This is a genomic window from Acinetobacter sp. ACNIH3, assembly GCF_002918965.1.
Lineage (GTDB): Bacteria > Pseudomonadota > Gammaproteobacteria > Pseudomonadales > Moraxellaceae > Acinetobacter > Acinetobacter schindleri.
Map to the genome: position 1 here is coordinate 1 of NZ_PQLP01000040.1, position 25,934 is coordinate 25,934.

Consider the following 25,934-nt stretch of genomic DNA (forward strand, 5'->3'; position numbering starts at 1 on the left):
AAAGTGCATAATCAATTGCTTGCTGTTTAAATTCTGGACTAAAGCGTTTAGCCATTTCTTGTATCTCCAAAGTTAACGTTACGTTATCTTTAGAGGGAAGTGCTGTCCATTATTTTGGCTAGGATCAACCAAAGACAAGTTAAGTAATAAAGAATGTCTAAAATTTAAAATTCTTTAATCTTCTCCCTAGTTCTTTCGACCTATTCAACCTTTAAATTCTGGCTATATGCCCTCATACTTCTCCTAATAGAAATATTTAGGAAATTTCATGCGCGTAGATATCTGGTCGGATGTGGTCTGCCCTTTTTGTTATATCGGTAAAAAACGTTTACAAGCTGCTGCAGAACAGGCAGGTGTAGAACTTGAAGTTCACTGGCATAGTTTCCAGCTTGATCCTGAAGCACCCGTACGTCAGGAAATTTCTAATTCTGAAAGACTTGCGCAGAAATATGGCCGTACTGTGGCAGAAGTCGAAGAAATGCAACGTAATATTGCCGAGATGGCCAAGGCAGAAGGTATCGAGTTTAACTGGGAAGGTGCCAACTCAGGTAATACCTTTAATGCTCACCGTATTATCCATCTTGCCCAGAGCAAAGGTTTAGGTAACGAAGCTGAAGAAGCTTTCTTCTATAGTTATATGACCCAAGGTCTAGCCATTGGAGAGCGTGAAACCTTAGAAGATGTTGCAGCCCGTATAGGCTTGAATCCTGTTGAAGTCGATGATGTACTGAATTCAGAAGAATATGCTGATTTCGTTAAATTCGATCAGGAAATTGCACGCGACCAGTTGAAAGTTACAGGTGTTCCGTTCTTTGTATTTGACCAGCGTATTGCCTTGGCGGGTGCCCAACCCAAGGAAGTATTTGTACAGGTTCTAGAAAAAGCGCTAGAGCCACCGCAGGCTGCTGCAGAACAATGTACTGATGATCAATGTGATCTGCCTAAATCTGAATAAGATAAGACACATAAAAAAATCCCCATTTCAAATGGGGATTTTTTTATTCTGTATTTATTCGACCAGAAAACTGATTTTAAGATTGACCCGATATTCAGTAATTTTATTGTCTTTAATGACAACTTTTTGTTCATTAATCCAGGCACCCTGAACATTCTTGACGGTTTCAGTGACCTTAGCAATGCCAGTCTGAATCGCATCCTCAAAGCTCTTATTGCTACTCGAATTAACTTCAACAACTTTTGCAATCGCCATGATGTAACTCTCTTTTTATGGTGAGTGAAGCGTCATCATAGTGGATTTAAATCCTGAGCAAACGTTCCTTAAACATCGGACAGCAAATCCTTACATGTGTTTTACAATACCGTGTTCACCTCAGTCTAATCAGCATGGCATCACCCTTTAAATCTTTCATATAAAAATCTTTATTCTTATTTAAATTATTATTTTTTAAATAAGCCTTATGAAGAATGAGTTTTCTTGAAATTAGAGTAAAAGTTCTAATTTATTGTTTTTTATAAATAAAATTCTAATATTTTTTATAAAATTGCCGAATCAATCATTTTTTAATATTGGCGCTTTGATATCATTTTCACACAAATAAGGTTCTATTTTCTCCCAGTTCAATATATTGAACATCAGCTTATAAAGGTCATATTATGAACGCAATTAAATTTGTTCTGGCTGCGACGGTAATGGCACTTTCAGTAACTGCAACTGCGCAAATTGTCTACACACCTGACTTTCCAGTAAAAAAAGCGGCTGCCGTTGAAACTGTTGCAGCGGATAGCGCTGAAACTGTAAAAGAAGCTTAATTTTCTAGCTTCTTTCTTAAAAAACAGGCTGAAATACTCAGCCTGTTTTTTTATTTTTGCAGTACGACATCACAGAAAACGATTAAATTTATATTCAATCTTATTTCAGTTACCTAAATATTTTGATCCATGATTCATCCAGATGATCTTCCACACCCTTCCGAATTTTATCACGCTATATTTCTAGAAAATAATTGATAAAAAATAACATTTTTATATTTTCCTCCATATAATCAAAAAATGATCATTTTTTATATGTGACAAGTTTTGCCATGAATGAATTGCAAGCTTTAGTACAAGGTCAAATTTCACCACAGGCGATTCCGGTTGATCATCTGTTGCAGTTAGCCGAACGTTATACCGACCCTAACTCAACTGAATATAAACTGATTGAACTGGCTGCCAATATCATTCTGGCCAAAAGCCTGGATAAAGCACTTAAATATTTATAATAGATGACGATAATGAATGCTCTTGAAAAAGTACGCCTGATTAAAGAACTGCATGAATTAGGACATGATCTGGATCATCGTAGTCTCAGCTTATATGAAGTAGTCCGCTCTAAAAAACGTGTGCAAGAAATTTTTCAGCAGTGCAATGAGCCTGTTTTCAAGAAACAGCTACTGGCATTCAAAACCCGTCTTCAACCTGAACTTGCTGCACAGGAATTTGCTCGAGAAACCCATTATTACCATAGCTTCCGTGGTTTTTTTCTCAATGCAGATCATCTAAAGGAAGCCCTGTATGCTCACCCGCTTTCAGGTTGGGCTTTCTTGCATGATCCTAAACGTGGCTGGCAAATCTGGCTGATCCCAGCACCTCAACGTACTGCATTGATCAGTGAATGGAACCTTGATATAGAGCAGAGCTTTAGCTGGCTGTTACACCAGCAACAGCTTTCTTCATGTTTGAAAAGTGATCATGAATTACAAGCTACTGCGACCCCATTGTCTTTAGAGATGGTTGAAGAAAAGCTTCCTGAACCCTCTATAAATACTTATATCTCTAAACATGAGATTTGGGCGAATCCTCAAGTTTTGCCCGTTCAACAAAAAGCTTCAAATGTGCTTCAGACAATCGTACCTCCAGCAGAATTAGATTTAAGTCATTCAGAGCCAGACGAACCACAAGTAGAGAATAAGGAAAGCATCGCAGTACCCGATATTCCAGCGACTCTAGAATTTCAGGATTTATTATTTCAGGTTTCTGATGTTAGCTTGGACGAAATAGGTAATCATCATCTTTTTGAATTAAGTCTGGCTTCTGATTCATCCCTGCAACATCTCAAAATGGCTTGGCATCATCAGGAACATATAGACTGGAACTCTCAACCAGTTTACCTGGCTGAGCAGATAGATAGCATGGGACGCTTTAGCCACTATTGTATGCTATTAGGCACAAGTGAATGGCAGCAAGCCATACAGTTAATGCAGTTCTGGGGACAACAACAGAATTATCATATTGCTGCTATTAAAACGATTAGCGCTGTTGAATTAGGTACTAAATTCTTGCAGCTTGATTCGCTCTATCAAACTTATTCAGAACAGGCCCGATTGATCTGGCAACAAAAGGATTATTTCCCATTTATTCCTCTGCATCAGATTACCACCAAAAAATTTATTCTATTTGATGAGCAGCCAGCCAACTTTCATACTCCCCTTCTATTACTACAGGAACGTCAAAAATTACGTGTGATTCATGGGGAACAACGTCTCAAGCTGTCTTCCACGGAACAGATGTACCCGTGCTTGATTCTGAAACGTGATCAGCAAATTAACTGGCAGCTGATCCACCAGATTCTGCTGGAAATTAAAGAGCCTGTGGCAGTAGCAGAACTTTATGCAAGCATCCTGGATAAAGCTTTGGAAAAATTGATGTAATTTTGTAGTTCTGGTTGCTTTTATTAGATACAATTCTGCAAACTTATTCTTGAAATATAAAGAAAAAGAGCAAGAATAGCCCTATGAAAAAAAGCCGGATTTTGCCCGCATCTTTCTTACTGATCAGTTTAACAAGTATGAGTCCAATACTTTGGGCCGGGCTTGATCAATCTTCTGATACAAGCCAAACAGCCGAGGCTGATGAGCAGGAAGCAGAGCCTTCCAAAAGCTTTAGTTTCCTTGACTATATTCCGCGATTCATAGATAGCACACCTACCTTTTTACCGGAGCAGTCGAGTGAACCCATCGTTCCCAGTACCCATGAGACTGAGGAAAATACCTGGGTAGATCGAAAACAAAAAGGGATTCGTCACTGGACTAACCGTACTGCAAATAAAATTGACAACTGGTTTGGTGACCCTGATGAAAATGAACCTGCACGTGCGACCCTGAGAGTGATCGTGGATAATAGCTGGAACAAATATGATGAATATGAAGTCAAACCCCGTATTCGCGGCAGAATCAAGCTTCCCACATTAGAACGTAAACTCAGTGTAGTCTTTGGTGATGACAGCCTCGATAATGAACTGAATGGCAATGTCGCAATTACCAATGAGAATCCAGGCAATGCGCCTGACAGACGGCTGGACCGTAGCCGGACACGAGAAAATAACAGCTCTCTCGCATTGCGCTGGTCGGAACTTTCTAAAAAACTTCCTTTTGAAACTGATCTGGATCTGGGGATACGTTCTGGCGATGATATCTATGTCCGTGTAAAAGCAAGTCGAGATTGGGCACTACATAATGACTTCTCATTTCATGCCGAACAGATCTATCGTTACGGGATTGATAGTGAAAACTATCTGCGAACCAACCTGGAATTAACCCATGCGCGCCCTAATCAACCTTTTCTCTCCAACCAGTTCAGCCTAATCTATGCAGATGAACAGGATGATGATTTACGCTGGAATAATTACAGCTTTCGACAGCATCAGTTCTTTAATGCTCATCGCTTCAGTTACGGCCTCTATACTGGAGGTTATATGAATGACAACGATCTACGCCTGAATACTTGGGGACCGTATGCCTCTTGGCGTCAGCCTTTTCTTCGTGAATGGTTCTTTGTGCAGACTGATGTCAATTATTTAAATGACCATCGTGAGGATCGAAGTCATTACCTAGGTGCCGCAGTCCGTCTGGAGGCCATCTTCTAAAATCAATAGTGCTATATATGCAAAAAGCCCATAAAAGATGGGCTTTTAAAACCAGTAAAGCTTTCATTCATTAAATCTTCCCAAACACAATACGGTCCTTACACATGATACGTTCAGTTTGCCAAGATAACTGACCCAAGCTGGCTTGATTAAAGACTATATGATTACTCCGCTGTACACATTCAACCTATAAATCATTAATTTTCATATATTTATAGGAAATTATACGATCCGTACGCACCACTTTTTAGTACTAGTTCGCCATCGTGAGCTGACTCATGGAGATCAGTAAGGTAGTTAACAGACTTATGACGATACTGATTTTATGATTTATATCTCCATTAACTTAATAATCACTACTATTGATTATTTAATACAATATTATGTTTTTATTTGATGATAGATGCTTCAGATCAAACCTCCTTTATCATCAAAAAATTCCAGTAAATAATCATAAAAAACCCTTCTAGTAGAAGGGTTTTTCAAGTTTAAAATTTAAGCTAATAACAGACTGTTAATACGCTTTACATATTCAGCCGGATTCTCTGGTAAACCACCTTCTGCAATCACCGCCTGATCAAAGATAACATTGGCCAGGTCATCAAACTGGGTAGTGCCTTCCAGTTTTTTCACTAATGGATGTTCAGGGTTGATCTCTAAAATCGGTTTCATATCCGGTACAGGCTGGCCCGCATCTTTCAGCATACGGATCAATTGTGGTGATAACTCCCCTTCTCCTGTCACCAGACAGGCTGGTGAATCTACCAGACGAGTTGTTACACGCACTTCCTTGGTTTTATCCTTCAAGGAATCCGTCAGTTTATCGACTACAGGCTTAAACTGCTCAGCAGCTGCTTCAAGCGCTTTCTTCTCTTCAGCATCTTGCAGATCACCGAGATCTACTGCACCCTTAGATACATTCTGCAACGGCGTACCATCAAACTCATGCACAAAGTTCATTGCCCATTCATCTACGCGCTCAGACATGAGGAGAACTTCAATGCCTTTTTTCTTGAACAGTTCCAGCTGAGGAGAATTTTTCGCTGCATTCAGACTGTCAGCCGTTACATAATAAATAGCCTTTTGACCTTCCTTCATGCGAGCTTTATAGTCTGCCAATGAAGTACTGATTTCATCATTGGTTGAGGTCGCATAACGCAGTAATTTCAGGATGCGTTCACGGTTACTAAAATCTTCACCCAAACCTTCTTTCAGCACAGCACCAAATTCACGGTAGAAAGTTTTGAAGTTTTCCTGATCTTTTTCATCTTCAGACTTGGCCAGATTATCCAGCATGGTCAGGATACGACGGGTATTGCCTTCACGAATCGTTTTGACATCACGGCTTTCCTGTAGTAATTCGCGACTTACATTTAATGGTAAATCTGCACTATCCACCACACCTTGTACAAAGCGCAGATAGTTTGGAATCAGGTTATCCGCATCATCCATAATAAAGACACGTTTCACATACAGCTTGATCCCTGCTTTGGCATCACGGGTGAAAATATCCTGTGGAGCCTTGCTCGGTACATAAAGCAGTTGGGTGTATTCCGTGCTACCTTCCACACGATTATGTGCCCAAGCCAGTGGTGCAGCAAAGTCATGAGTCAGGTTCTTATAAAACTCGACATACTGTTCTTCAGTAATCTCAGATTTGTTACGGGTCCATAAAGCACTGGCAGAGTTGATCGCTTCCCACTCATCCGTCTTCACATATTGACCACCTTTTGGTGTTTCACCCTCTGCAGCTTCTTCTTCCTGCCAGACTTCTTTCTGCATCTGGATAGGCAGGCTGATATGGTCAGAATATTTATTAATAATCTGCTTTACTTTATAGCTTTGCAGATAATCCAGAGCATCTTCACGCAAATGCAGGATAATATCCGTACCACGGCCGTCTTTAGTGATCTGTTCAACTTCGAAATCACCTGTACCACCACTGATCCAGCGTACGCCTTCAGACTTGTCCGCACCTGCACGACGGGACTCTACAGTGATCTTGTCAGCGACAATAAAGCCTGAATAGAAACCGACACCAAACTGGCCAATCAGCTGAGCATCAGCTTTCTGATCCCCGGTCAGTTTTGACATAAAATCTTTGGTACCTGATTTGGCAATCGTCCCCAGATTATCAATGGCTTCTTGCTGGCTTAAGCCAATACCATTATCAGAAATAGTAATCGTTTTATTGTTTTGATCGAGGCTGACCCGAACACGCAGGTCAGGTTCATTTTCATAATATTCAGGATGATTGATCCCTTCAAAACGTAACTTATCGCATGCATCTGAAGCATTTGAAATCAATTCACGCAGGAAAATTTCAGGGTTTGAGTATAGCGAATGTGTCACGAGGTGCAGTAACTGCGCCACCTCGGCCTGGAAACTATGCTTTTGTGCGTTTGACTCGCTCATTCTTCACTCCTTTCATTATTGGAAACAGACTTAAGCTGATGCCTATATGAATGGAGTGAGTTGTTTAATTTTCAATAGTATCTAATGATTTTCATGCAAAAAATTTAATCATTCAAAATGGTCCCTGACGGTAAACCCGATCAAATTGCAAGTCAATCTGCTGCTGGCGCATTTTATATACCTGCATCAGACAGTCGACAGACTCCTGACACTGATCACGAAACTGTAACCACTTGACCTGATCTCGCTGAATGACCGAGCGCGTACCCATGGGCACAAGATGACGGATAATATTGTAACTGGTGGCCATTTTGACATCGGCATCATTCAGTGTCCGATGCTGGCAAATCGCCTTTTCAGTTTGTGACTGAGCCTTCTGGCAGTCGAAACTTGCCGCATAGCTTTGAGTCGTCCAGACCATAAAGAAGACCAATCCACTTCTAAGCAACCACTTCATTCTTGATCTTCCTATTCTCTTTATTGTATTCAGATTATCTTTAACTTTATTGCATTCAATATATTTGAACAGGGCGAATCTGCTCAATTAAATCACGTTATAAATCGTTGTTATTTTGCAAAAAAAAGCCCTATCCGTAGATAAGGCTTTTGGATAATTTCAAAGCTTAGAATTTGTAGCTATAGCCAATGGTGTAAACCATAGGATCAATATCTAGATCAAATTTAGCTGGTACATCTCCAGTCAAAGTAACTTCAGGGCTAATTTGTGCATAACGTGCATCAAAGTAAACACCCCAGTTTTTCGCATCAGCTGGTTGATAGCCGAAGCCTACCTGTCCAGCAAAGCCAAAATCTTCTTTTACATCTACATCAGTATCGCCTAGACCTTTTGTACGTTCATCCCAAGCAACAAATACTGTACCACCTACACCAATGTATGGAGTAAAGCGAGTTGAGTTTTTAAAATGATACTTTGCAGTCAGTGTTGGTGGTAAATGTTTAATTCGCACTACATCCGTACCATTTAATTCAACATCATGATTAATAGGTGCTGCAAGTAATAATTCTGCAGAGATGTTGTCATTAAAGAAATATTCAACCGATGGTGTAAATGCTAATTCGTCCGCAGCTTTTAGCTCAGCATCTGGGCCAAGCTGATACTCACCAGTCGGAGAAACAACCGAGCCACCTACCTTAACTTGCCACTGGCCTGCCATCGCAGATACTGAAAGACCCATTAATGCAATTAGAGCAACTTGCTTTAACATTTTTAATACCCCACGGGAAGAATAATTATTAAGAAAAATATACCTTAATTAATAATAAACATGGTTAAAATTAATATGCAATAGATATTATAAAATCAAATTATAAGTATTATTTAAGTATATGTAATTATTATATATTTATTTTAATCTGACCAACCTGGTTGGATTAAAATACCAACCAAGTTAATCTGATTTAATTATTATTTATTTCAAGCAGACAAGTCAGAATTAATAGACACTAACTCAAATAAAATGAGTGAAACATCACACAATTAAAGCACCATTGCCGCAATCCAGCCAAAAATCAGCAATGGAATGTTGTAGTGGATAAAGGTTGGAATCACACTGTCCTTCACATGGTCATGTTGACCATCCATATTCAGGCCAGACGTTGGGCCAAGGGTAGAATCTGACGCCGGCGAACCTGCATCTCCCAGTGCTGCAGCAGTACCAATAATGGCAATAGTTGCTTCAGGACTAAAGCCGAACTGAATGCATAACGGTACATAAATGATGGCTAGAATTGGCACAGTCGAGAATGATGAACCGATCCCAAGAGTTACCAGCAGACCAATCAAGAGCATTAAGAAGGCTGCAAGTGCTTTACTTTGACCAATCCATTCTACAGAGGCCTGAACCAGCGCTGGCACCTGATTGGTTGCTTCAATGACCGAGGCGAAACCCTGGGCAGCGATCATAATGAAACCAACCAGTGCCATCATACGCATACCGGTAATGATCACATCATCTGCTTCTTTCCATTTAAAGATTCCGGCACAGCTAAGAATTGCTACGCCCACCAAACCTGCAAGAATCATAGAATCTGAATACAGCTGCACAGCCAGCGTTGCTACAACTGCAATCACTGCCATCCAGATGGTGAACTTGGCAATTTGAGGTCGAGCTGCCTGCTGTTCTACGCCCAGTTCGGCAGAAATACTCTGCTGCTGTTCGACCTGGATATCTTTATACACACGTGGCTTACGATAGCTGATAAAGATCGCAACCAGCAAACCGATAAACATGCCAAATACAGGAATCGCCATGGCAGCTGGAATCTGGTCATAGGTGATCTGGAAGCCATAAGCTTTACCGAAAGTATTGATATTCTGCCCCAGAATATCATTCAGAAAGATTGCACCAAAACCAACTGGAATCAGCATATAGGTCGCAACCAGACCAAATGTCAGTAAACAGGCCACCAGACGGCGGTCTAACTGCAAGTGATTAAATACGATCAATAAAGGCGGAATCAACACAGGTATAAACGCAATATGCACAGGAATCACGTTTTGAGAGAAGACCGCTGCAATTGCAACAGTTGCAAAAATCATATATTTAACACGATTTTGTGCTTTGATATCAGCCTCACCTTTTAAGGTACTAATCATCTTATAAGCCAAAAGATCAGGCAGGCCTGAACGTGCCAAAGCTAAAGCAAATGCACCTAAAATACCGTAAGCCAAGGCAATTTTAGCACCACCACCCAGGCCATTGTTAAATGCATCTAAAGTTCCCTGCAGGCCTAGACCCGCCAGCAAACCACCAAGAATAGCACCAATGACCAGGGCAAAAACCACAGGTACACGTGCCAAGGAGAGTCCACACATGACTCCGATAGCAGCAAGAATCGCAAACATAATGAATTGGGAATGAGAGAAAGGGAGGTATTTTATCAGAAAATGCGAATAAAAATTCCCCTACATTTTTATCAATCCAAATCCATCTTTGTGATTGGCTTAAGCATGCTGCTGAGTAAACTCACGGATAGACTCTGCAATAAGTTTTGGCTGGCTTAAGATTGCCCAATGATTGGCATCTAGCTCTACCCTGGAAAAGGTTTGCACCCATTTTGGCATTTCATCAACTAGTTGCGGACTGACGAAATTATCCCGCTTTAGCACAATGGCCTGTACCGGACAGATGGCATAGCGTTCACGGGGTTTAAGCAACCTTGGAATAAAATTGGCCCGATACAGCCCAACACCATATTTTCCATCTTTGACAATATTCTGGTTCAATGGCAGTCCTTCTTTGCCTTCCAGTTCCCGAATAATTTTGCCCCAACGTTCAGGATTGAAAAAATTCCATGCAGTTGGTGCCAGCCAAGGCAATTGAAACATGGCGATATACCAGGACTTGCTTAATTGTTTAAAAAATCTTGATCTGTTGTGCTTGAACTGATTCCGCATCCAGAAGGCGGCATGGTCCAGACAGGGACCTGAAATCGTGGTAAAGGAAAGAATACGGCCTTCGAATCTTGGGTCAGTTACCGATTCCCAAGACTGAATCGAACCCCAGTCATGGGCGACCAAATGAAAAGATTGTCCTGGAAGAACGGCATTCACCACTTCCTCCAGATCCATACTCAGACGCTCCAGACGATAATTACGGATATATTTGGGAATGGATGAATCCCCTGCGCCACGTACATCATAAGTAACGATAAAATAATCCGGCAGATAGACAATTACATTTTTCCAGACCTCCTGATGATCCGGATAGCCATGCACCAAAACCAAAGCAGGCTTGCTGATATCACCAAAAGTTCTTACTGCAAGACGCTGCTGATCACTGGTTGCCACCCATTGAGTTTGTGTTTCCATCTGGTCTTCCTTTATTGTTATTGACCGTTTATTTTATAACTCGGCATGATTTATCAATGCCATCACAATTTTGTTGTTCTAGTATGCATAGCTATACAAGAAAAAAGAATGTCAGTATGAGCCTATTACGTAAAATTCAAAGCCTGCCTTTGGTCACTAAATTTATCTTAAACCGTTATGCACCCTATCGTGGAGCGGGTATCGAAATTGATGAACTGGATTATGCCAACTATCATATTCGCGTGAAAATGCCACTAACTCGTAAAAACCAGAATATTGTCGGCGTACATTTTGGGGGTAGCCTGTATTCCATGGTCGATCCCTTTTACATGTTGCTGCTGATGCATCATTTGGGACCAAAATATATTGTCTGGGATAAAGAAGCGACCATTCAATTCCTTTCTCCAGGCCGCGGAACCGTGTATGCAGACATACGCATTGATGCTGAAGAAGTGAAAACTATTATGAATTTGGCGGCTGATCATGCTCCTGTCTATCGTAACTATCAGGTCGATATTTATGATGACTCAGGTGTACGTATTGCAGAAGTAAAAAAGACCTTATATATCCGTCGTAAAAAACCCAAAGCTCTCTTTAAAGATAAATAGGAATTGGATCAATAAAATAAAAGCGCCTGTAGAGGCGCTTTTATGTAATTCATACCAGATAGTGCTGTGATTAACGTCGTTGCTCAATCGCCGCACCTGCACCACCGCCGATCGCACCACCGATTGCTGCACCAGCGTTACCACCAAAAATACTCTTACCAACGGCTGAGCCAACAGCGCCGCCTACACCACTGTAGGTTGCATTGCGGTTAGAGCCGCCTTGAGTCTTACTTCCGACAGCGGCACCTGCACCACCGCCAATAGCAGAACCCCAGCCACCGCCGACACTATTACCCACGCCACCACCGACTGCGCCACCGAGTGCTGCCGCACCTACACGTTGATCACGGGCAGACATATTTTCACAACCTGCTAACATAAAGGTTGAAACTGTCACCGCAGCCACTACGCCAATTAACTTTTTCATGATCCAGCTCCCTGTTCGATTCCTCTGTCTTATGAGTTAAGAGTAACCGGAATTTAAGGAGCGATTTATAACAAGATGTTAAATCTTGAAACTCCCCTACGCTATTTTGTAAATAGCACATGAAATGGGATCTTTTAAGTTTATTCCGCAGTATCTACCATTAGCAAATCACGAGAGGTTGCACCATCTTCAGTCATCACGGTATGGGTTACCTTGGTTTTATCCGTACCAGTATGTTGCTGCAATTGTAGAGTACGTTTTACAGGTTCAGCCTGATCTTTTTTAAACTCGATACCTTCAGCATCAATGCTTCTGGTTTGCTGGATGATTTCACCGTCCTGCTTCAATGTCGTATCCAATTCAATTTTAGAGGTGGGAACAATCACACCCCCCTTTTGAATTACTGGAATTGACAGTTTTTTATCCGAGAACTGTCCCAGAGTGTCATCAAATACCACTTCTTTAGCAACAATATCCTTGCCTTTATTGGTGATTTCCAGAATCGTGGCTTCAACATGACGTACAGGCTGCTGTCCTTCTACCCGACGCAGCACTTCAGTTTTTAGTACAGGAACCACAGCTTTATCTTCAACCATGATGGTATTGGGCATGGGCGCTGCAAATGAAACAGTTGAGACTACGAATAATGTGGTAACCGCTAATTTTTTACTTATAGAACGCATTTTTCCCTCTCAATAAAAAAATAAGACCTGAGCTTAACAAGCGGCGCTTGTACTACAGATCATCGGTATGGATTAATAAGTAGCAATGATCAGTGCCTAAATAGATGTAAAGCTTGTTTTACTTTATTGAGTAACAGCTTCTGATGTTGCAACGTCATCTGTTTCTAATGGTGCCGCATCCAAAGGTTGAGCTTCTTCATTTGCAGCTGCTTGATCTACAACTTCAGTTTCATCCGCGGCTGTAGTGTCGCCAGGTGCTGTATTTTCTGCTTGATCTTTAGAACACGCTGTCAAACCGAGTGCTAGCAGTAATACAACTGAGATTGCTAAATTTTTCATCTTATTGTTCCCATTTAAGTTTATGTTTTCCTCAGAAATACTGGCATATTTTAGGGTTTGATTTCAAATCATTGTTTAAAGTCGCTGACTTGACAACATCCAGCAATAAAAAAAGCCACCCGAAGGTGGCTTTTTCTGATTTAAACTGTCTGATTACAGACCGTTAAACTCATCATTAAATGCTTGGCTAAGCGCTTGGTCTACATCAGAGAAGTCATTATGCAGTTCAAATTCTGCAGCTTCTGCTTCTTGACGACGACGCTCCAAGTGGTAAGCCAGACCTGTACCCGCTGGGATCAGACGACCTACAACTACGTTTTCTTTCAGACCGCGTAGATCATCTTCTTTACCTGTTACAGCTGCTTCAGTTAACACGCGAGTTGTTTCCTGGAACGATGCAGCAGAGATGAACGAGTCAGTAGAAAGTGACGCTTTGGTAATACCCATCAATTGACGTTCAAACTTCGCAGGGAACTTGTTCTGAGCAAGCAATGCTTGGTTCTCTTGAGCAACGCGGATGTAATCCACCTGTTCGCCTTTGATGAAGCTAGAATCACCACCATCAGTGATTTCAACTTTACGCAACATTTGACGTACGATCACTTCGATGTGCTTATCGTTGATTTTTACACCTTGCAGACGGTAAACGTCCTGAACTTCATTCACGATGTAGTTCGTCAACGCCACTTCACCTTTCAGACGTAAGATGTCATGCGGGTTCTGTGGACCATCAGAAATCGTTTCACCACGGTTCACATGTTCGCCTTCGAACACGTTAATGGTACGCCATTTCGGAATCAGTTCTTCGTAGATCTCTGAACCATCATCCGGAGTAATTACCAGACGGTTCTTACCTTTGGTCTCTTTACCGAAGCTTACGATACCAGAAACTTCTGCAAGGATCGCATGCTCTTTAGGCTTACGTGCTTCAAACAAGTCAGCTACACGCGGCAGACCACCGGTAATATCACGCGTACGTGAAGATTCTTGTGGTACACGACCGATTACATCACCCACACCAATTGTTTCGCCATCACGGACAGAAAGAATTGTGTTTTGTGGCAGGAAGTAGAACTGTTCGCCACCATCTACTGTGTCAAGCACAACAGCAGGACGTAAATCTTTACCAGAAGCAGGACGCGCTGTAACAGGCAAGATCTCAACAGTCGTCATACCAGTTGCATCATCAGTTTTCGATGTTGCAGTTACACCATCAGCAATCTGGCTGAAGCGAACTTTACCAGCTACTTCTGTTACCAGTGGATGTGTATGCGGATCCCAAGTCGCCACGATACCGCCAGCCTCTACAGATTCGCCATCTTTGAGCAAGATAGATGCACCGTAAGGGATCTTGTAACGTTCACGCTCACGACCTAGATCATCTGCAATACCGATTTCACCTGAACGTGAAGTTGATACCAAGTGACCTTTTGCGTGTTGTACAGTTTTCACATTGTGGAAACGTACAGTACCTTTGTTACGAACTTGTACGCTGTTTGCAGCAGAAGTTCGGCTCGCAGCACCACCCACGTGGAACGTACGCATGGTTAACTGGGTACCTGGCTCACCAATTGATTGAGCAGCCATTACACCCACAGATTCACCAGGGTTCACTTGATGACCACGTGCCAAGTCACGACCGTAACATTTCGCACATACACCGAAAGTAGAGGCACAGTTTACAACTGAACGTACTTTGATTTCGTCAATACCCGCGTTTTCAATAAACGTAGCCAGTTTCTCGTCAATTAAGGTATTACGAGGAAGAAGAACTTCGTCTGTACCCACTTTTTTAACGTCTTCAGCAACGACACGACCCAGTACTCGAGTACCCAGGTTCTCGATCACGTCACCGCCTTGAATGAACGGCGTCATTACAAGACCATCATAAGTACCACAATCTGGCTCAGTGATGACCAAGTCTTGCGCAACGTCTACCAGACGACGAGTCAGGTAACCAGAGTTCGCTGTTTTCAGTGCTGTATCGGCCAAACCTTTACGCGCACCGTGTGTTGAAATGAAGTACTGAAGTACTGTCAGACCTTCACGGAAGTTCGCTTTAATTGGCGTTTCAATGATCGAGCCATCCGGCTTCGCCATCAGACCACGCATACCAGCCAACTGACGAATCTGAGCTGCGGAACCACGGGCACCGGAGTCAGACATCATGTAGATGCTGTTGAATGATTTCTGTTTCTCATCTTCACCCTGTTTGTTCTTAACAGTCGTGTAAGACAAGTTGTCCATCATCGCTTTCGCTACCTGGTCGTTGGTACGTGCCCAGATATCGACAACTTTGTTATAACGTTCGCCGGCAGTCACGAAACCTTGTTCGAACTGTTGTTCGATTTCACGAACTTCAGCTTCAGCTTTACCAATAATCGCCTGTTTGTTTGGTGGAATCAGCATGTCTTCCATACCAACAGATACACCTGAGCGAGTCGCTTGACGGAAGCCCAAATACATCAACTGGTCAGCGAAGATAACAGTATCTTTCAGACCCAGTTTACGGTAGCAAGAGTTGATTAACTTCGAGATGTTCTTTTTGGTCATCTCAACGTTAATTTGCTGGAAGTCCATCCCTTCAGGAACAACTTCCCAAAGCAGACAACGACCAGGGGTTGTATCAACAATGATGGTTTCTTGACGACGGTTGCCATCTTCATCAATCACAGTTTGGTGTACACGTGCTTTCACGCGAGCATGTAGATCAACCTGACCAGTTGCAAGCGCACGGTTTACTTCGTGAGTATCCGCGAACACCATGCCTTCACCTTTGGCATTGATTGCATCACGTGTGATGTAATACAAGCCCAACACAACGTCCTGAGACGGTACGATGATTGGTTCACCATTCGCTGGAGACAAGATGTTGTTGGTTGACATCATTAACGCACGAGCTTCTAACTGAGCTTCAAGTGTTAATGGTACGTGTACCGCCATTTGGTCACCGTCGAAGTCGGCGTTAAATGCCGCACAAACTAACGGGTGAAGACGGATCGCTTTACCTTCAATCAGAATAGGTTCAAATGCTTGAAGACCTAGACGGTGAAGTGTTGGCGCACGGTTCAACATGACTGGATGCTGACGGATCACAGATGCAAGTACGTCCCAAACTTCTGGAGTCTCACGCTCAACCATTTTCTTCGCAGCTTTAATGGTAGTGGCTTGACCAGATGCTTGTAATTTCGCAAAGATGAACGGCTTGAATAACTCAAGTGCCATTTTCTTCGGAAGACCACATTGGTGAAGACGTAAGTTTGGACCTACAGTAATTACCGAACGACCTGAGTAGTCAACACGCTTACCAAGTAAGTTTTGACGGAAACGACCCTGTTTACCTTTGATCATGTCTGCCAAAGATTTAAGAGGACGTTTGTTCGAACCGGTAATTGCACGACCACGACGACCGTTGTCTAACAATGCATCCACAGACTCTTGAAGCATACGTTTTTCGTTACGTACGATAATGTCTGGCGCTGCAAGGTCAAGAAGACGCTTCAAACGGTTGTTACGGTTGATCACACGACGGTAAAGGTCGTTCAAATCAGAAGTCGCGAAACGACCACCTTCAAGTGGCACAAGCGGGCGAAGATCTGGTGGAAGTACTGGAAGTACGTTCATTACCATCCATTCTGGCTTGTTATTCGATTCTTTGAACGCTTCCATAAGTTTCAAACGCTTAGACGCTTTTTTCAACTTAGTTTCAGAAGTCGTTACAGGAATCTCTTCACGCAGGCGAGAAATTTCGGCTTCAAGATCGATGTCTTTCAACAAGTCCTGAACTGCTTCCGCACCCATTTTCGCTGTGAATTCGTCACCGTGTTCTTCTAAGGCATTGAAGTATTCTTCATCGTTTAGAAGCTGGTATTTCTCGAACGGAGTCATACCAGGATCGGTAACGACATAAGATTCGAAATACAATACGCGTTCGATATCACGTAGCGTCATGTCTAATAAAAGACCGATACGGCTAGGTAGTGATTTCAGGAACCAGATGTGTGCAACTGGAGATGCCAGCTCGATGTGACCCATACGCTCACGACGAACTTTCGCAGTTGTTACTTCAACGCCACATTTTTCACAAATGACGCCTTTGTATTTCATACGCTTGTATTTACCACACAAGCATTCGTAATCTTTTACTGGACCAAAGATTTTGGCACAAAATAGACCATCACGTTCTGGCTTGAACGTACGGTAGTTGATGGTTTCAGGCTTTTTAACTTCACCATGAGACCACGACTTAATCATTTCTGGTGACGCAAGACCAATACGGATGCGATCAAACTCTACTGGAGCATGACCGTCTGAATCCGTCTTTTTGCGCATGATATCGAGCAAGTCTTTCAATTTTTTTCTCCGTGTGTTGTGGAGATTTTCACTCAACAACTGGGTCACAAATATTGTTTTTTACTGAAATTTGGGAATTTTAAGAATCCCCCTAAATCCCCCTTTAAAAAAGGGGGGACTTCTCCCCTCTTTCTCAAAGAGGGGTCAGGGGAGATTTCTTAGTCACCATTTTTCAGTTCAATGTTGATACCTAAAGAACGGATCTCTTTGGTCAATACGTTGAACGATTCAGGCATACCTGGGTCCATGTAATGGTTACCATCTACAATATTCTTATAGATACGGGTACGACCTTCAACGTCATCCGATTTCACAGTAAGCATTTCCTGGAGTGTATATGCTGCACCGTATGCTTCCAGTGCCCATACTTCCATCTCACCGAAACGCTGACCACCGAATTGTGCTTTACCACCAAGCGGCTGTTGCGTTACTAGAGAGTAAGAACCAGTAGAACGCGCATGCATCTTGTCGTCAACCAAGTGGTTCAGTTTCAGCATGTACATGTAACCTACAGTTACCGGACGGTCGAAACGTTCACCAGTACGGCCATCATACAATACTGTTTGACCAGTACGTGAAATGCCACCAAGCTCTAACAATTCTTTGATTTGCGATTCTTCAGCACCGTCGAATACTGGAGTTGCCAAAGGAACACCTTTACGCAAGTTACCAGACAATGCCAAGATTTCATCATCAGTCAGGCTATCAAGATCTTCTTGCTCGCCACCAACTTTGTTGTAAATCTTGTCTAAGAATTCACGAAGCTCAAGTACCGTACGTTGCTCTTGAAGCATCTTGTCGATTTTGTCGCCAAGACCTTTGGCGGCCATACCCAAGTGAGTTTCAAGAATCTGACCCACGTTCATACGTGACGGTACGCCTAGCGGGTTAAGAACGATATCAACTGGTACACCGTTAGCATCGTGTGGCATGTCTTCTACCGGCAAGATGTTAGATACAACACCCTTGTTACCGTGACGACCCGCCATCTTATCACCAGGCTGGATACGACGTTTAACCGCTAGATAAACCTTAACAACTTTCAGTACGCCAGTTGTAAGTTCATCGCCTGTAGATAATTTGCGTTTCTTCTCAGCAAACTTTTCATCAATTTCAAGGCTCTTCTCTTTCAAGAAAACTTGAATTTGAGTTAAACGCTCAGCAATTGCTTCATCTACTGGTTGGATGTCTAACAGATCAACAAGCTCTAAACCAGACAGAACATCTTCAGACAGTTTGTCACCGCGTTTAGTTGTGCCACCACCGTTAGATTCCTGACCTTTCAACAGACGAATAATACGTTCACGTGCTGCTTCTTCGAAGATTTTGTATTCTTCTTTCAAGTCTTTACGGTAAGCATCAAGCTGAGCTTTTTCAATTGCTTGAGCACGTTCGTCTTTTTCAAGACCATCACGTGTAAACACTTGAACGTCAATCACGGTACCTTTAGTACCCGATGGAACACGTAAAGAAGAGTCCTTTACGTCAGCTGCTTTTTCACCGAAAATTGCGCGAAGCAGTTTTTCTTCCGGAGTAAGCTGCGTTTCACCTTTAGGTGTTACTTTACCTACCAGGATGTCACCAGCAGTCACTTCAGCACCGATATAAACGATACCAGACTCATCCAGTTTAGAAAGTGCAGCTTCACCCACGTTCGGGATATCGGCAGTAATTTCTTCAGCACCCAGTTTAGTATCACGTGCAACACATGAAAGTTCCTGGATGTGGATAGACGTTAAACGGTCTTCCTGAAGTACACGCTCAGATAACAAGATCGAGTCTTCATAGTTGTAACCGTTCCAGGTCATGAATGCTACGCGCATGTTTTGACCCAGTGCCAGTTCACCGCCATCAGTCGATGGACCATCAGCAAGAACGTCACCGCGACCCACTTTATCGCCCATGTTCACAAGAACTTTCTGGTTGATACAAGTGTTCTGGTTAGAACGTGTGTATTTGATCAGGTTGTAGATATCTACACCTGCTTCGCCCGCAACCATTTCGTCTTCGTTGACACGAATCACGACACGAGAAGCGTCTACATATTCAATACGGCCACCACGTTTCGCGATCACACATACACCAGAGTCATGTGCTACGTTCGCTTCCATACCGGTACCAACCAGTGGCTTGTCAGCGATTAACGTAGGAACTGCCTGACGTTGCATGTTTGAACCCATCAATGCACGGTTCGCATCATCGTGTTCAAGGAACGGAATCAGTGATGCAGCTACAGATACCACCTGCTGAGCAGATACATCCATATGCGTCACTTTTTCTGGTGGAATACGTACGAATTCACCTTGGTGACGTACAGATACGAATTCTTCAGTCAGGTTGCCATCTTTATCGATTGCAGAGTCGGCCTGTGCGATAACAGTACCTACTTCTTCGATTGCAGACAGGTATTCAACTTCATCCGTTACACGACCATCAACAACTTTACGGTAAGGCGTTTCTAAGAAACCAAAGTTGTTACATTTTGCATATACAGAAAGCGAGTTGATCAAACCAATGTTTGGACCTTCAGGCGTTTCAATTGGACAAACACGACCGTAGTGAGTTTGATGTACGTCACGTACTTCGAAGCCAGCACGTTCACGCGTCAAACCACCAGGCCCAAGCGCTGATACACGACGCTTGTGGGTGATTTCAGACAATGGGTTGTTTTGGTCCATGAACTGAGATAACTGGCTTGAACCAAAGAATTCCTTGATTGCAGCAGCCACTGGCTTCGCATTGATTAAATCTTGCGGAGACAGGTTATCAGTTTCAGCCTGTGATAGACGTTCTTTAACCGCACGTTCTACACGAACCAGACCCACACGGAATTGGTTTTCAGTCATTTCACCAACTGAACGAACACGACGGTTACCTAAGTGATCGATATCATCGACTTCACCCTTACCGTTACGAATTTCAACTAATGTTTTCAATACATCAGTGATATCGTCGTTCGAGAGGATACCTTCAACTTCACGTGACTTCTGGTCTGTACCCACTTCGTAAGGACGACCCAAACGACGGTTGAACTTCATACGGCCGACTGGCGACAAGTCATAACGCTCAGAAGAGAAGAACAGGTTGTTGAATAGGTTTTCAGCAGCTTCTTTTGTTGGTGGCTCGCCTGGACGCATTACTTTGTAGATTTCTACCAATGCTTCTTCACGACCTGTCGTCGTATCGGCACGCAATGTATCCGCGATGAATGAACCACGGTCGATGTCATTTGTGAACAGCAAGTTAAACTGCTTCACGCCGCCTTCTGCAATTTTCACCATGATTTCATGGCTTAATACAGTATTGGCCGCGATCACATCGCCATCTTTTAACTGGATGTCTTCAGCAGTGATACGTTCGTACAGGTATTCATCAGGCACTGCAAGTTTTTCAAGACCTGAAGCTTCCATTTGACGTACGTGACGTGCGTTAATACGTTTACCTTGCTCAACAATGATCTTGCCGTCTTTGTCAGCAATATCAAATTGTGCCATTTCACCACGCAGGCGTTCTGGAACAAGGTCAATCTGATAGCTACCCATATCAAGATATACAGGCACTTTCTCATAGAACATGTTCAGAATTTGTTCGTTGTTATAACCCAATGCACGAAGTACCACAGTCGCAAGCAATTTACGACGACGGTCAATACGTACATAGACTAGGTCTTTGGCATCGAATTCAAAGTCTAACCATGAACCACGGTAAGGAATGATACGCGCAGAATAAAGGACTTTACCACTTGAGTGAGTTTTACCTTTATCGTGGTCAAAGAATACGCCTGGTGAACGGTGTAATTGAGATACGATTACACGCTCGGTACCGTTAATTACGAAAGTACCGTTATCCGTCATCAATGGCATTTCGCCCATATAGACTTCTTGTTCACGTACGTCTTTGATCGATTTCGTTTCACGATCTTTCAGGATCAAACGAATCTTCACACGCATTGGTGCTGCATAAGTTGAGCCACGAAGAATACATTCGCGTACATCAAACTCAGGCTTACCAAGACTATACTCAACAAATTCTAAAGCAGCATTGCCAGAATAACTTTCAATAGGAAAAACTGAACGAAATGCGGCTTGGAGACCGATATCTTCGCGGTTTTTTGGTGATTTGCCATCTTGTAAGAATGTTCTGTACGAGTCGACTTGAATCGAGAGCAAGTACGGAGCATCCATGACGCTAGGCAATTTACCAAAATTCTTACGGATCCGTTTCTTTTCGGTATATGAGTATGCCATCTGGAGTCCTCGGAAAGTGTAAACTAAGCCCGCCTGCAGAACGGGCTCAGAAGGAATTACGCTGGCCGATATGGCCACCACTCTTTACAAATGCTGCAATTTTTAGTGGTATTAAAACGCTTAACAATATTTTTTACTGCAAAAATATTGGTAAGCATTTGATCAATTATGTTTGTTTTTTAAATTTGTATGAATTTCTATCATGCAAACAAAAATCGAGCCGATTATTGTAACGCAAAAAGGCTGATGACCCAAGAGCCATCAGCCAATTTTTGGAGCCGATTATAAAAAAACCGACTCCTTTAAGAAATTACTTAAGAGTAACTGTAGCACCAGCTTCTTCAAGTTTCTTCTTAAGCTCTTCGCCTTCTTCTTTAGAAACGCCTTCTTTAAGAACAGCAGGTGCGCCTTCAACCATGTCTTTAGCTTCTTTCAAGCCAAGGCCAGTAGCTTCACGAACTGCTTTAATTACAGCAACTTTGTTCGCACCGAAAGAAGTCAACTCAACGTTGAATTCTGATTGTTCTTCAGCAGCAGCAGCAGCGCCTGGAGCAGCAGCAACAGCTACAGCAGCAGCAGATACGTTGAATTTCTCTTCGAAAGCAGAGATTAGTTCAACAAGTTCAAGAACAGTTTTTTCTGCAACTGCGTTTAGGATTTCTTCGTTAGTTAAAGCCATGAGAATAACTCCAAATGGAAATTGAATGGTGTGGAAATAAATTTAAGCTTAAGCAGCTTCTGACTCGTTTTTCTCTTTGAGCGCAGTAATAAGGCGACCCAATTTCGAAATAGGAGCTTGAAGAACATTTGCAAGCATAGTAAGCGCTTTTTCTTGGTTCGGAAGATTCGCGATCACGCTAACTTCAGCACCTTGATAAACCTTGCCATCAAATGCAGCAGCTTTAAGTTCAAATGCTTTGTTAGTTTTTGCGAATTCTTCGAACAAGCGTGCAGCTGCACCCATGTCGTCTTCAGAAGTCGAGAAAGCTAAGATTGTTGGGCCAACAAGGTTGTCGTTCAAGATATTGAATTGAGTATCTTGAAGAGCACGTTTAGCCAAAGTGTTACGCACGATACGTGTGTGAACACCTAGTTTACGAGCTTCAACACGTAGAGCAGTTAATTGCTCAACTGTTAAACCTTGGTAGTCAGCAACAACAGCGGCAAATGCAGTAGAAGCAACTTCAGCTACTTCAGCTACGATCTGTTTTTTGCCTTCAATAAGAAGAGCCATTGTAAAACCTCCTAACGGTGATTTATGTACTTCAAAGAAGTACACTCCCAATTCGCAAGTCCATCACTGGACCTACACGCGGAGGATGAACAAATCACACCACCGCGTCTACGCAGGCTGGACTATTAAGAGAAGAGCATAAAACTCCCCTCGCCTGAGGTCTTTGACGCTGATAAATTCTCATTTATCAATTCAAAGTCTGCCTAAGTTCACAAGAGACGGAGCGTTTCTTGCGTGAAAATCAAAGCAGCGCTTTGATTTTCACTCAGGGCTTTAAAATTCTGTATAAGTTTAAAACTTATTTAGAAACGTTTTGAACATCAACGATCAGACCAGGACCCATAGTAGAGCTTAGAGTGATCTTCTGGATGTAAATACCTTTAGAAGTAGCAGGTTTTGCTTTCTTAAGGTCAGCTACAAGAGCTTCAACGTTTTGACGAACAGCTTCAGCAGAGAAACCTACTTGACCGATCGCAGCGTGGATGATACCCGCTTTATCTACACGGTAACGTGCTTGACCAGCTTTTGCATTTTTAACTGCAGTAGCAACGTCAGGAGTTACCGTACCCACTTTAGGGTTTGGCATTAAGCCACGTGGACCAAGAATCGTACCAAGTTTACCTACAACGCGCATTGCATCTGGAGCAGCAATAACTACGTCGAAATCAAGGTTACCCGCTTGGATGCTTTCAGCAAGATCGTCGAAACCAACAACGTCTGCGCCTTCAGCTTTAGCAGCTTCTGCAGCAGCGCCTTGAGCGAATACAGCTACACGTACAGTTTTACCAGTACCTGCAGGAAGAGTAGTCGCGCCACGAACAACCTGATCAGATTTACGAGGGTCAACACCTAGATTAACAGCGATATCCAAAGATTCTTTGAATTTCGCAGCTGGAAGGTTAGTAAGAACTTCTACAGCTTCTTCTAAAGTGTAAACTTTTTGCGCTTCAATAGCAGCAGCAATGGCTTTTTGACGTTTAGTTAACTTTGCCATGTCTTATAGCTCCACTTCCAAGCCCATAGAACGTGCAGAACCAGCGATGGTACGAACACGTGCGTCTAAATCAGCACCAGTAAGATCTGGTTCTTTAGTAGTCGCAATTTCTTCTAACTGAGCACGAGTCAACTTACCAACTTTAGTTTTGTTAGGTACAGCTGAACCTTTTTGGATACCAGCAGCTTTCTTAAGAAGAATCGCAGCAGGTGGAGTTTTCATGATGAAAGTGAACGACTTGTCGTTGTACACAGTGATCACTACTGGGATTGGCAGACCAGCTTCAAGCTTTTGAGTAGCAGCGTTGAATTCTTTACAGAATGCCATGATGTTAACACCACGTTGACCCAGTGCAGGACCAATCGGTGGAGATGGATTCGCTTTACCAGCTGGAACTTGCAGCTTGATATAGCCGTCAATCTTCTTAGCCATTTCAAATTACCTCTGGGTGCAAACGCCGCTAGGCTCCCCAATGATTCTACGTAACGATAACCGTTACAACAACAATGCCCGATCCTTTAACAAATCGGGCGTTTTCAACCAATACCGATTAGATTGTTTTTTCGACTTGGCGAAATTCCAATTCAACCTGAGTTGGTCGGTTAAATACGTTGATTGTCAGCGTTAAGCGTGACTTTTCGTACTGAACCTCTTCCACCACACCTTTAAAGTCTGTGAATGGACCGTCAATTACGAGTAATTCTTCGCCTGGTTCAAACATCGTCTTAGGACGAGGTGCTTCACCAGTATTACGTACACGCGCAAGAATCGCATCAGCTTCTTTTTGCGTAATTGGTGCCGGCTTTTCTGCTGTACCACCAATAAAACCTAATACTTTTGGACATTCTTTAACAATGTGCCAGGTTTCATCGTTCATTTCCATTTCGACTAATACATAGCCTGGGAAGAACTTACGCTCTGATTTACGTTTCTTGCCATCCTTCATTTCCACCACTTCCTCAGTAGGGACCAGGACTTCACCAAAGCTATCGGCAACAGCGCTACGCTGGATTCGATCATTAAGCGAACGCATCACTTGTTTTTCATAACCAGAATAGGCATGAATAATGTACCAACGTTTCATAGCTCTCTTACCCGATAATAAACTTCATTAACCAGCCTAATACGTAGTCAAAACACCATAAAACAACAGCTGCAATGACAACAACAACAAGAACATGCCATGAGGTGGTCATGGTCTCTTGTTTAGTAGGCCAGGTCACTCGACGGAGCTCAATTCGTGCGTCTTTCAGCAGTCGAACAAAGCCTTTGCCTTGATGGGTGGCGTATAATAAACCTAAAGCGCCCACGATACAAGCCAAAATCACCCCAACACGAACCCAAATATCATTCGCTGGTGCCCAGTACGCTGGCAAATATTGATTTACCATCATTGCACCCACCAATAAAATCAAGGCGATAACCCATAGAACAATGTCCAATGGAGAACCAGTTTTTACATCTACAGCAGGATTATTTCTTTGGGGAATTGCCGCGCCGCTCATTGCGTCACGTGATTTATCATTCGACATTTTTGTACTCGTCGTAGGTTTCGCGACTTATTATATGACCAGATTTGCCGACATCAAGCGTCTTTTAAGAAAAAATGATGGCAGGTCAGGAGGGACTCGAACCCCCAACATTCGGTTTTGGAGACCGACGCTCTACCAATTGAACTACTGACCTTCAAAAAGACAGACTGGAGCCGGGGCTCCAGTCAATATCTTATACTATATTATGCAGTAACGCGAGATACTACACCAGCACCAACTGTACGACCACCTTCACGGATCGCGAAGCGTAAGCCTGCATCCATTGCGATTGGGTGGATCAGCTCTACTGACATCTCAACGTTGTCACCAGGCATAACCATTTCAACGCCTTCTTTAAGCGCGATCGCACCAGTTACGTCAGTTGTACGGAAGTAGAACTGTGGAC

General features: G+C 42.8%; 23 protein-coding genes, 1 tRNA gene and 1 pseudogene. 6 read left to right on the forward strand and 19 right to left on the reverse strand.

From position 1 onward, the window contains the following. The first annotated feature begins 268 nt into the window (after positions 1 to 268). Entirely contained in the window at positions 269 to 955 is a 687-nt protein-coding gene (locus C3420_RS13250) for a DsbA family oxidoreductase (protein ID WP_103800754.1), read from the forward strand. Between the two features lie 54 nt (positions 956 to 1,009). On the opposite strand, the gene C3420_RS13255 is transcribed toward C3420_RS13250, so the two are convergent. Then, entirely contained in the window at positions 1,010 to 1,210 is a 201-nt protein-coding gene (locus tag C3420_RS13255; RefSeq protein ID WP_004813529.1) for a dodecin family protein, read from the reverse strand. Between the two features lie 404 nt (positions 1,211 to 1,614). Here C3420_RS13255 and C3420_RS17405 point away from each other — a divergent pair, with 404 nt between their 5' ends. The 4 genes from C3420_RS17405 (at position 1,615) to C3420_RS13270 (ending at position 4,864) form a co-directional block, all read left to right on the forward strand. Then, positions 1,615 to 1,770, forward strand: coding sequence for a hypothetical protein (locus tag C3420_RS17405; protein ID WP_171294476.1), 156 nt, complete (start codon positions 1,615 to 1,617; stop codon positions 1,768 to 1,770). Between the two features lie 272 nt (positions 1,771 to 2,042). Next, positions 2,043 to 2,222, forward strand: a complete 180-nt coding sequence (locus C3420_RS13260; RefSeq protein WP_005220731.1) for a hypothetical protein — start codon at positions 2,043 to 2,045, stop codon at positions 2,220 to 2,222. Between the two features lie 12 nt (positions 2,223 to 2,234). Next, positions 2,235 to 3,650: a hypothetical protein gene (locus tag C3420_RS13265; RefSeq protein ID WP_103800755.1), complete on the forward strand. Its 1,416-nt coding sequence runs from the start codon at positions 2,235 to 2,237 to the stop codon at positions 3,648 to 3,650. A 137-nt stretch (positions 3,651 to 3,787) separates the two neighbouring features. Next, complete coding sequence (locus C3420_RS13270; protein WP_392388389.1) at positions 3,788 to 4,864, forward strand: hypothetical protein; 1,077 nt, start codon at positions 3,788 to 3,790, stop codon at positions 4,862 to 4,864. Positions 4,865 to 5,359: 495 nt separating this feature from the next. On the opposite strand, the gene htpG is transcribed toward C3420_RS13270, so the two are convergent. The 5 genes from htpG to C3420_RS13300 form a co-directional block, all read right to left on the reverse strand. Next, complete coding sequence (gene htpG, locus C3420_RS13280; protein WP_103800757.1) at positions 5,360 to 7,279, reverse strand: molecular chaperone HtpG; 1,920 nt, start codon at positions 7,277 to 7,279, stop codon at positions 5,360 to 5,362. A 112-nt stretch (positions 7,280 to 7,391) separates the two neighbouring features. Further along, on the reverse strand, positions 7,392 to 7,736 hold the full coding sequence (locus C3420_RS13285; protein WP_004890554.1) for a lysozyme inhibitor LprI family protein: 345 nt from the start codon (positions 7,734 to 7,736) through the stop codon (positions 7,392 to 7,394). A 166-nt stretch (positions 7,737 to 7,902) separates the two neighbouring features. After that, positions 7,903 to 8,505, reverse strand: coding sequence for an OmpW/AlkL family protein (locus C3420_RS13290; RefSeq protein ID WP_004813545.1), 603 nt, complete (start codon positions 8,503 to 8,505; stop codon positions 7,903 to 7,905). Between the two features lie 272 nt (positions 8,506 to 8,777). Further along, a complete protein-coding gene (locus tag C3420_RS13295; RefSeq protein WP_103800758.1) occupies positions 8,778 to 10,145 on the reverse strand; it encodes a Na+/H+ antiporter family protein in 1,368 nt (455 codons plus the stop codon). Positions 10,146 to 10,244: 99 nt separating this feature from the next. Further along, positions 10,245 to 11,111 (reverse strand): alpha/beta fold hydrolase, encoded by an 867-nt coding sequence (locus tag C3420_RS13300; protein ID WP_103800759.1) that lies wholly within the window; start codon positions 11,109 to 11,111, stop codon positions 10,245 to 10,247. A 116-nt stretch (positions 11,112 to 11,227) separates the two neighbouring features. On the opposite strand from C3420_RS13300, the gene C3420_RS13305 reads away from it, so the two are divergent. After that, positions 11,228 to 11,719, forward strand: coding sequence for a DUF4442 domain-containing protein (locus C3420_RS13305; protein ID WP_008306741.1), 492 nt, complete (start codon positions 11,228 to 11,230; stop codon positions 11,717 to 11,719). A gap of 70 nt (positions 11,720 to 11,789) precedes the next feature. On the opposite strand, the gene C3420_RS13310 is transcribed toward C3420_RS13305, so the two are convergent. The 13 genes and pseudogenes from C3420_RS13310 to tuf all read right to left on the reverse strand — a co-directional run. Continuing rightward, positions 11,790 to 12,146: a hypothetical protein gene (locus C3420_RS13310; RefSeq protein WP_004813553.1), complete on the reverse strand. Its 357-nt coding sequence runs from the start codon at positions 12,144 to 12,146 to the stop codon at positions 11,790 to 11,792. 140 nt (positions 12,147 to 12,286) lie between these two features. Beyond that, the gene (locus C3420_RS13315; RefSeq protein WP_103800760.1) at positions 12,287 to 12,829 is read right to left on the reverse strand and encodes a hypothetical protein; all 543 of its coding nucleotides are present in this window, start codon (positions 12,827 to 12,829) and stop codon (positions 12,287 to 12,289) included. 123 nt (positions 12,830 to 12,952) lie between these two features. Next, positions 12,953 to 13,168 (reverse strand): hypothetical protein, encoded by a 216-nt coding sequence (locus C3420_RS13320; protein WP_005220719.1) that lies wholly within the window; start codon positions 13,166 to 13,168, stop codon positions 12,953 to 12,955. A 153-nt stretch (positions 13,169 to 13,321) separates the two neighbouring features. Next, complete coding sequence (rpoC, locus tag C3420_RS13325; protein ID WP_004890573.1) at positions 13,322 to 17,521, reverse strand: DNA-directed RNA polymerase subunit beta'; 4,200 nt, start codon at positions 17,519 to 17,521, stop codon at positions 13,322 to 13,324. Between the two features lie 158 nt (positions 17,522 to 17,679). Then, the gene (gene rpoB / locus C3420_RS13330) at positions 17,680 to 21,768 is read right to left on the reverse strand and encodes a DNA-directed RNA polymerase subunit beta (protein WP_004890577.1); all 4,089 of its coding nucleotides are present in this window, start codon (positions 21,766 to 21,768) and stop codon (positions 17,680 to 17,682) included. Between the two features lie 310 nt (positions 21,769 to 22,078). Next, positions 22,079 to 22,447 (reverse strand): 50S ribosomal protein L7/L12, encoded by a 369-nt coding sequence (gene rplL, locus C3420_RS13335; protein WP_004813560.1) that lies wholly within the window; start codon positions 22,445 to 22,447, stop codon positions 22,079 to 22,081. A 48-nt stretch (positions 22,448 to 22,495) separates the two neighbouring features. Continuing rightward, complete coding sequence (rplJ, locus tag C3420_RS13340) at positions 22,496 to 23,002, reverse strand: 50S ribosomal protein L10 (RefSeq protein ID WP_004813562.1); 507 nt, start codon at positions 23,000 to 23,002, stop codon at positions 22,496 to 22,498. A 298-nt stretch (positions 23,003 to 23,300) separates the two neighbouring features. Further along, positions 23,301 to 23,996, reverse strand: coding sequence for a 50S ribosomal protein L1 (gene rplA, locus C3420_RS13345; protein ID WP_004813564.1), 696 nt, complete (start codon positions 23,994 to 23,996; stop codon positions 23,301 to 23,303). Positions 23,997 to 23,999: 3 nt separating this feature from the next. Beyond that, the gene (rplK, locus tag C3420_RS13350) at positions 24,000 to 24,428 is read right to left on the reverse strand and encodes a 50S ribosomal protein L11 (protein WP_004813566.1); all 429 of its coding nucleotides are present in this window, start codon (positions 24,426 to 24,428) and stop codon (positions 24,000 to 24,002) included. A 118-nt stretch (positions 24,429 to 24,546) separates the two neighbouring features. Continuing rightward, positions 24,547 to 25,080 carry a transcription termination/antitermination protein NusG gene (nusG, locus tag C3420_RS13355; protein WP_004813568.1) on the reverse strand — a complete coding sequence of 178 codons (534 nt, stop codon included), beginning with the start codon at positions 25,078 to 25,080 and terminating at the stop codon, positions 24,547 to 24,549. Between the two features lie 7 nt (positions 25,081 to 25,087). Continuing rightward, the gene (gene secE / locus C3420_RS13360; protein ID WP_004890579.1) at positions 25,088 to 25,528 is read right to left on the reverse strand and encodes a preprotein translocase subunit SecE; all 441 of its coding nucleotides are present in this window, start codon (positions 25,526 to 25,528) and stop codon (positions 25,088 to 25,090) included. A 78-nt stretch (positions 25,529 to 25,606) separates the two neighbouring features. Next, positions 25,607 to 25,682, reverse strand: a tRNA-Trp gene (locus C3420_RS13365). A gap of 49 nt (positions 25,683 to 25,731) precedes the next feature. Further along, a pseudogene (tuf, locus tag C3420_RS13370) lies at positions 25,732 to 25,934 on the reverse strand (elongation factor Tu); the annotation flags it as partial.

Excerpts from the sequence above, each read along its gene's own strand:
- nusG (WP_004813568.1), bottom strand. The coding sequence starts at position 25,080 with ATGAAACGTTGGTACATTATTCATGCCTATTCTGGTTATGAAAAACAA.
- C3420_RS13295 (WP_103800758.1), bottom strand. The coding sequence starts at position 10,145 with ATGTTTGCGATTCTTGCTGCTATCGGAGTCATGTGTGGACTCTCCTTG.
- C3420_RS13305 (WP_008306741.1), top strand. The coding sequence starts at position 11,228 with ATGAGCCTATTACGTAAAATTCAAAGCCTGCCTTTGGTCACTAAATTT.
- rplJ (WP_004813562.1), bottom strand. The coding sequence starts at position 23,002 with ATGGCTCTTCTTATTGAAGGCAAAAAACAGATCGTAGCTGAAGTAGCT.
- C3420_RS13300 (WP_103800759.1), bottom strand. The coding sequence starts at position 11,111 with ATGGAAACACAAACTCAATGGGTGGCAACCAGTGATCAGCAGCGTCTT.
- C3420_RS13265 (WP_103800755.1), top strand. The coding sequence starts at position 2,235 with ATGAATGCTCTTGAAAAAGTACGCCTGATTAAAGAACTGCATGAATTA.
- rplK (WP_004813566.1), bottom strand. The coding sequence starts at position 24,428 with ATGGCTAAGAAGATTGACGGCTATATCAAGCTGCAAGTTCCAGCTGGT.
- C3420_RS13285 (WP_004890554.1), bottom strand. The coding sequence starts at position 7,736 with ATGAAGTGGTTGCTTAGAAGTGGATTGGTCTTCTTTATGGTCTGGACG.
- C3420_RS13290 (WP_004813545.1), bottom strand. The coding sequence starts at position 8,505 with ATGTTAAAGCAAGTTGCTCTAATTGCATTAATGGGTCTTTCAGTATCT.
- C3420_RS13255 (WP_004813529.1), bottom strand. The coding sequence starts at position 1,210 with ATGGCGATTGCAAAAGTTGTTGAAGTTAATTCGAGTAGCAATAAGAGC.
- htpG (WP_103800757.1), bottom strand. The coding sequence starts at position 7,279 with ATGAGCGAGTCAAACGCACAAAAGCATAGTTTCCAGGCCGAGGTGGCG.
- C3420_RS13315 (WP_103800760.1), bottom strand. The coding sequence starts at position 12,829 with ATGCGTTCTATAAGTAAAAAATTAGCGGTTACCACATTATTCGTAGTC.
- secE (WP_004890579.1), bottom strand. The coding sequence starts at position 25,528 with ATGTCGAATGATAAATCACGTGACGCAATGAGCGGCGCGGCAATTCCC.
- C3420_RS13310 (WP_004813553.1), bottom strand. The coding sequence starts at position 12,146 with ATGAAAAAGTTAATTGGCGTAGTGGCTGCGGTGACAGTTTCAACCTTT.
- C3420_RS13260 (WP_005220731.1), top strand. The coding sequence starts at position 2,043 with ATGAATGAATTGCAAGCTTTAGTACAAGGTCAAATTTCACCACAGGCG.
- rplL (WP_004813560.1), bottom strand. The coding sequence starts at position 22,447 with ATGGCTTTAACTAACGAAGAAATCCTAAACGCAGTTGCAGAAAAAACT.
- C3420_RS17405 (WP_171294476.1), top strand. The coding sequence starts at position 1,615 with ATGAACGCAATTAAATTTGTTCTGGCTGCGACGGTAATGGCACTTTCA.
- C3420_RS13250 (WP_103800754.1), top strand. The coding sequence starts at position 269 with ATGCGCGTAGATATCTGGTCGGATGTGGTCTGCCCTTTTTGTTATATC.
- rpoB (WP_004890577.1), bottom strand. The coding sequence starts at position 21,768 with ATGGCATACTCATATACCGAAAAGAAACGGATCCGTAAGAATTTTGGT.
- C3420_RS13320 (WP_005220719.1), bottom strand. The coding sequence starts at position 13,168 with ATGAAAAATTTAGCAATCTCAGTTGTATTACTGCTAGCACTCGGTTTG.
- rplA (WP_004813564.1), bottom strand. The coding sequence starts at position 23,996 with ATGGCAAAGTTAACTAAACGTCAAAAAGCCATTGCTGCTGCTATTGAA.
- C3420_RS13270 (WP_392388389.1), top strand. The coding sequence starts at position 3,788 with ATGAGTCCAATACTTTGGGCCGGGCTTGATCAATCTTCTGATACAAGC.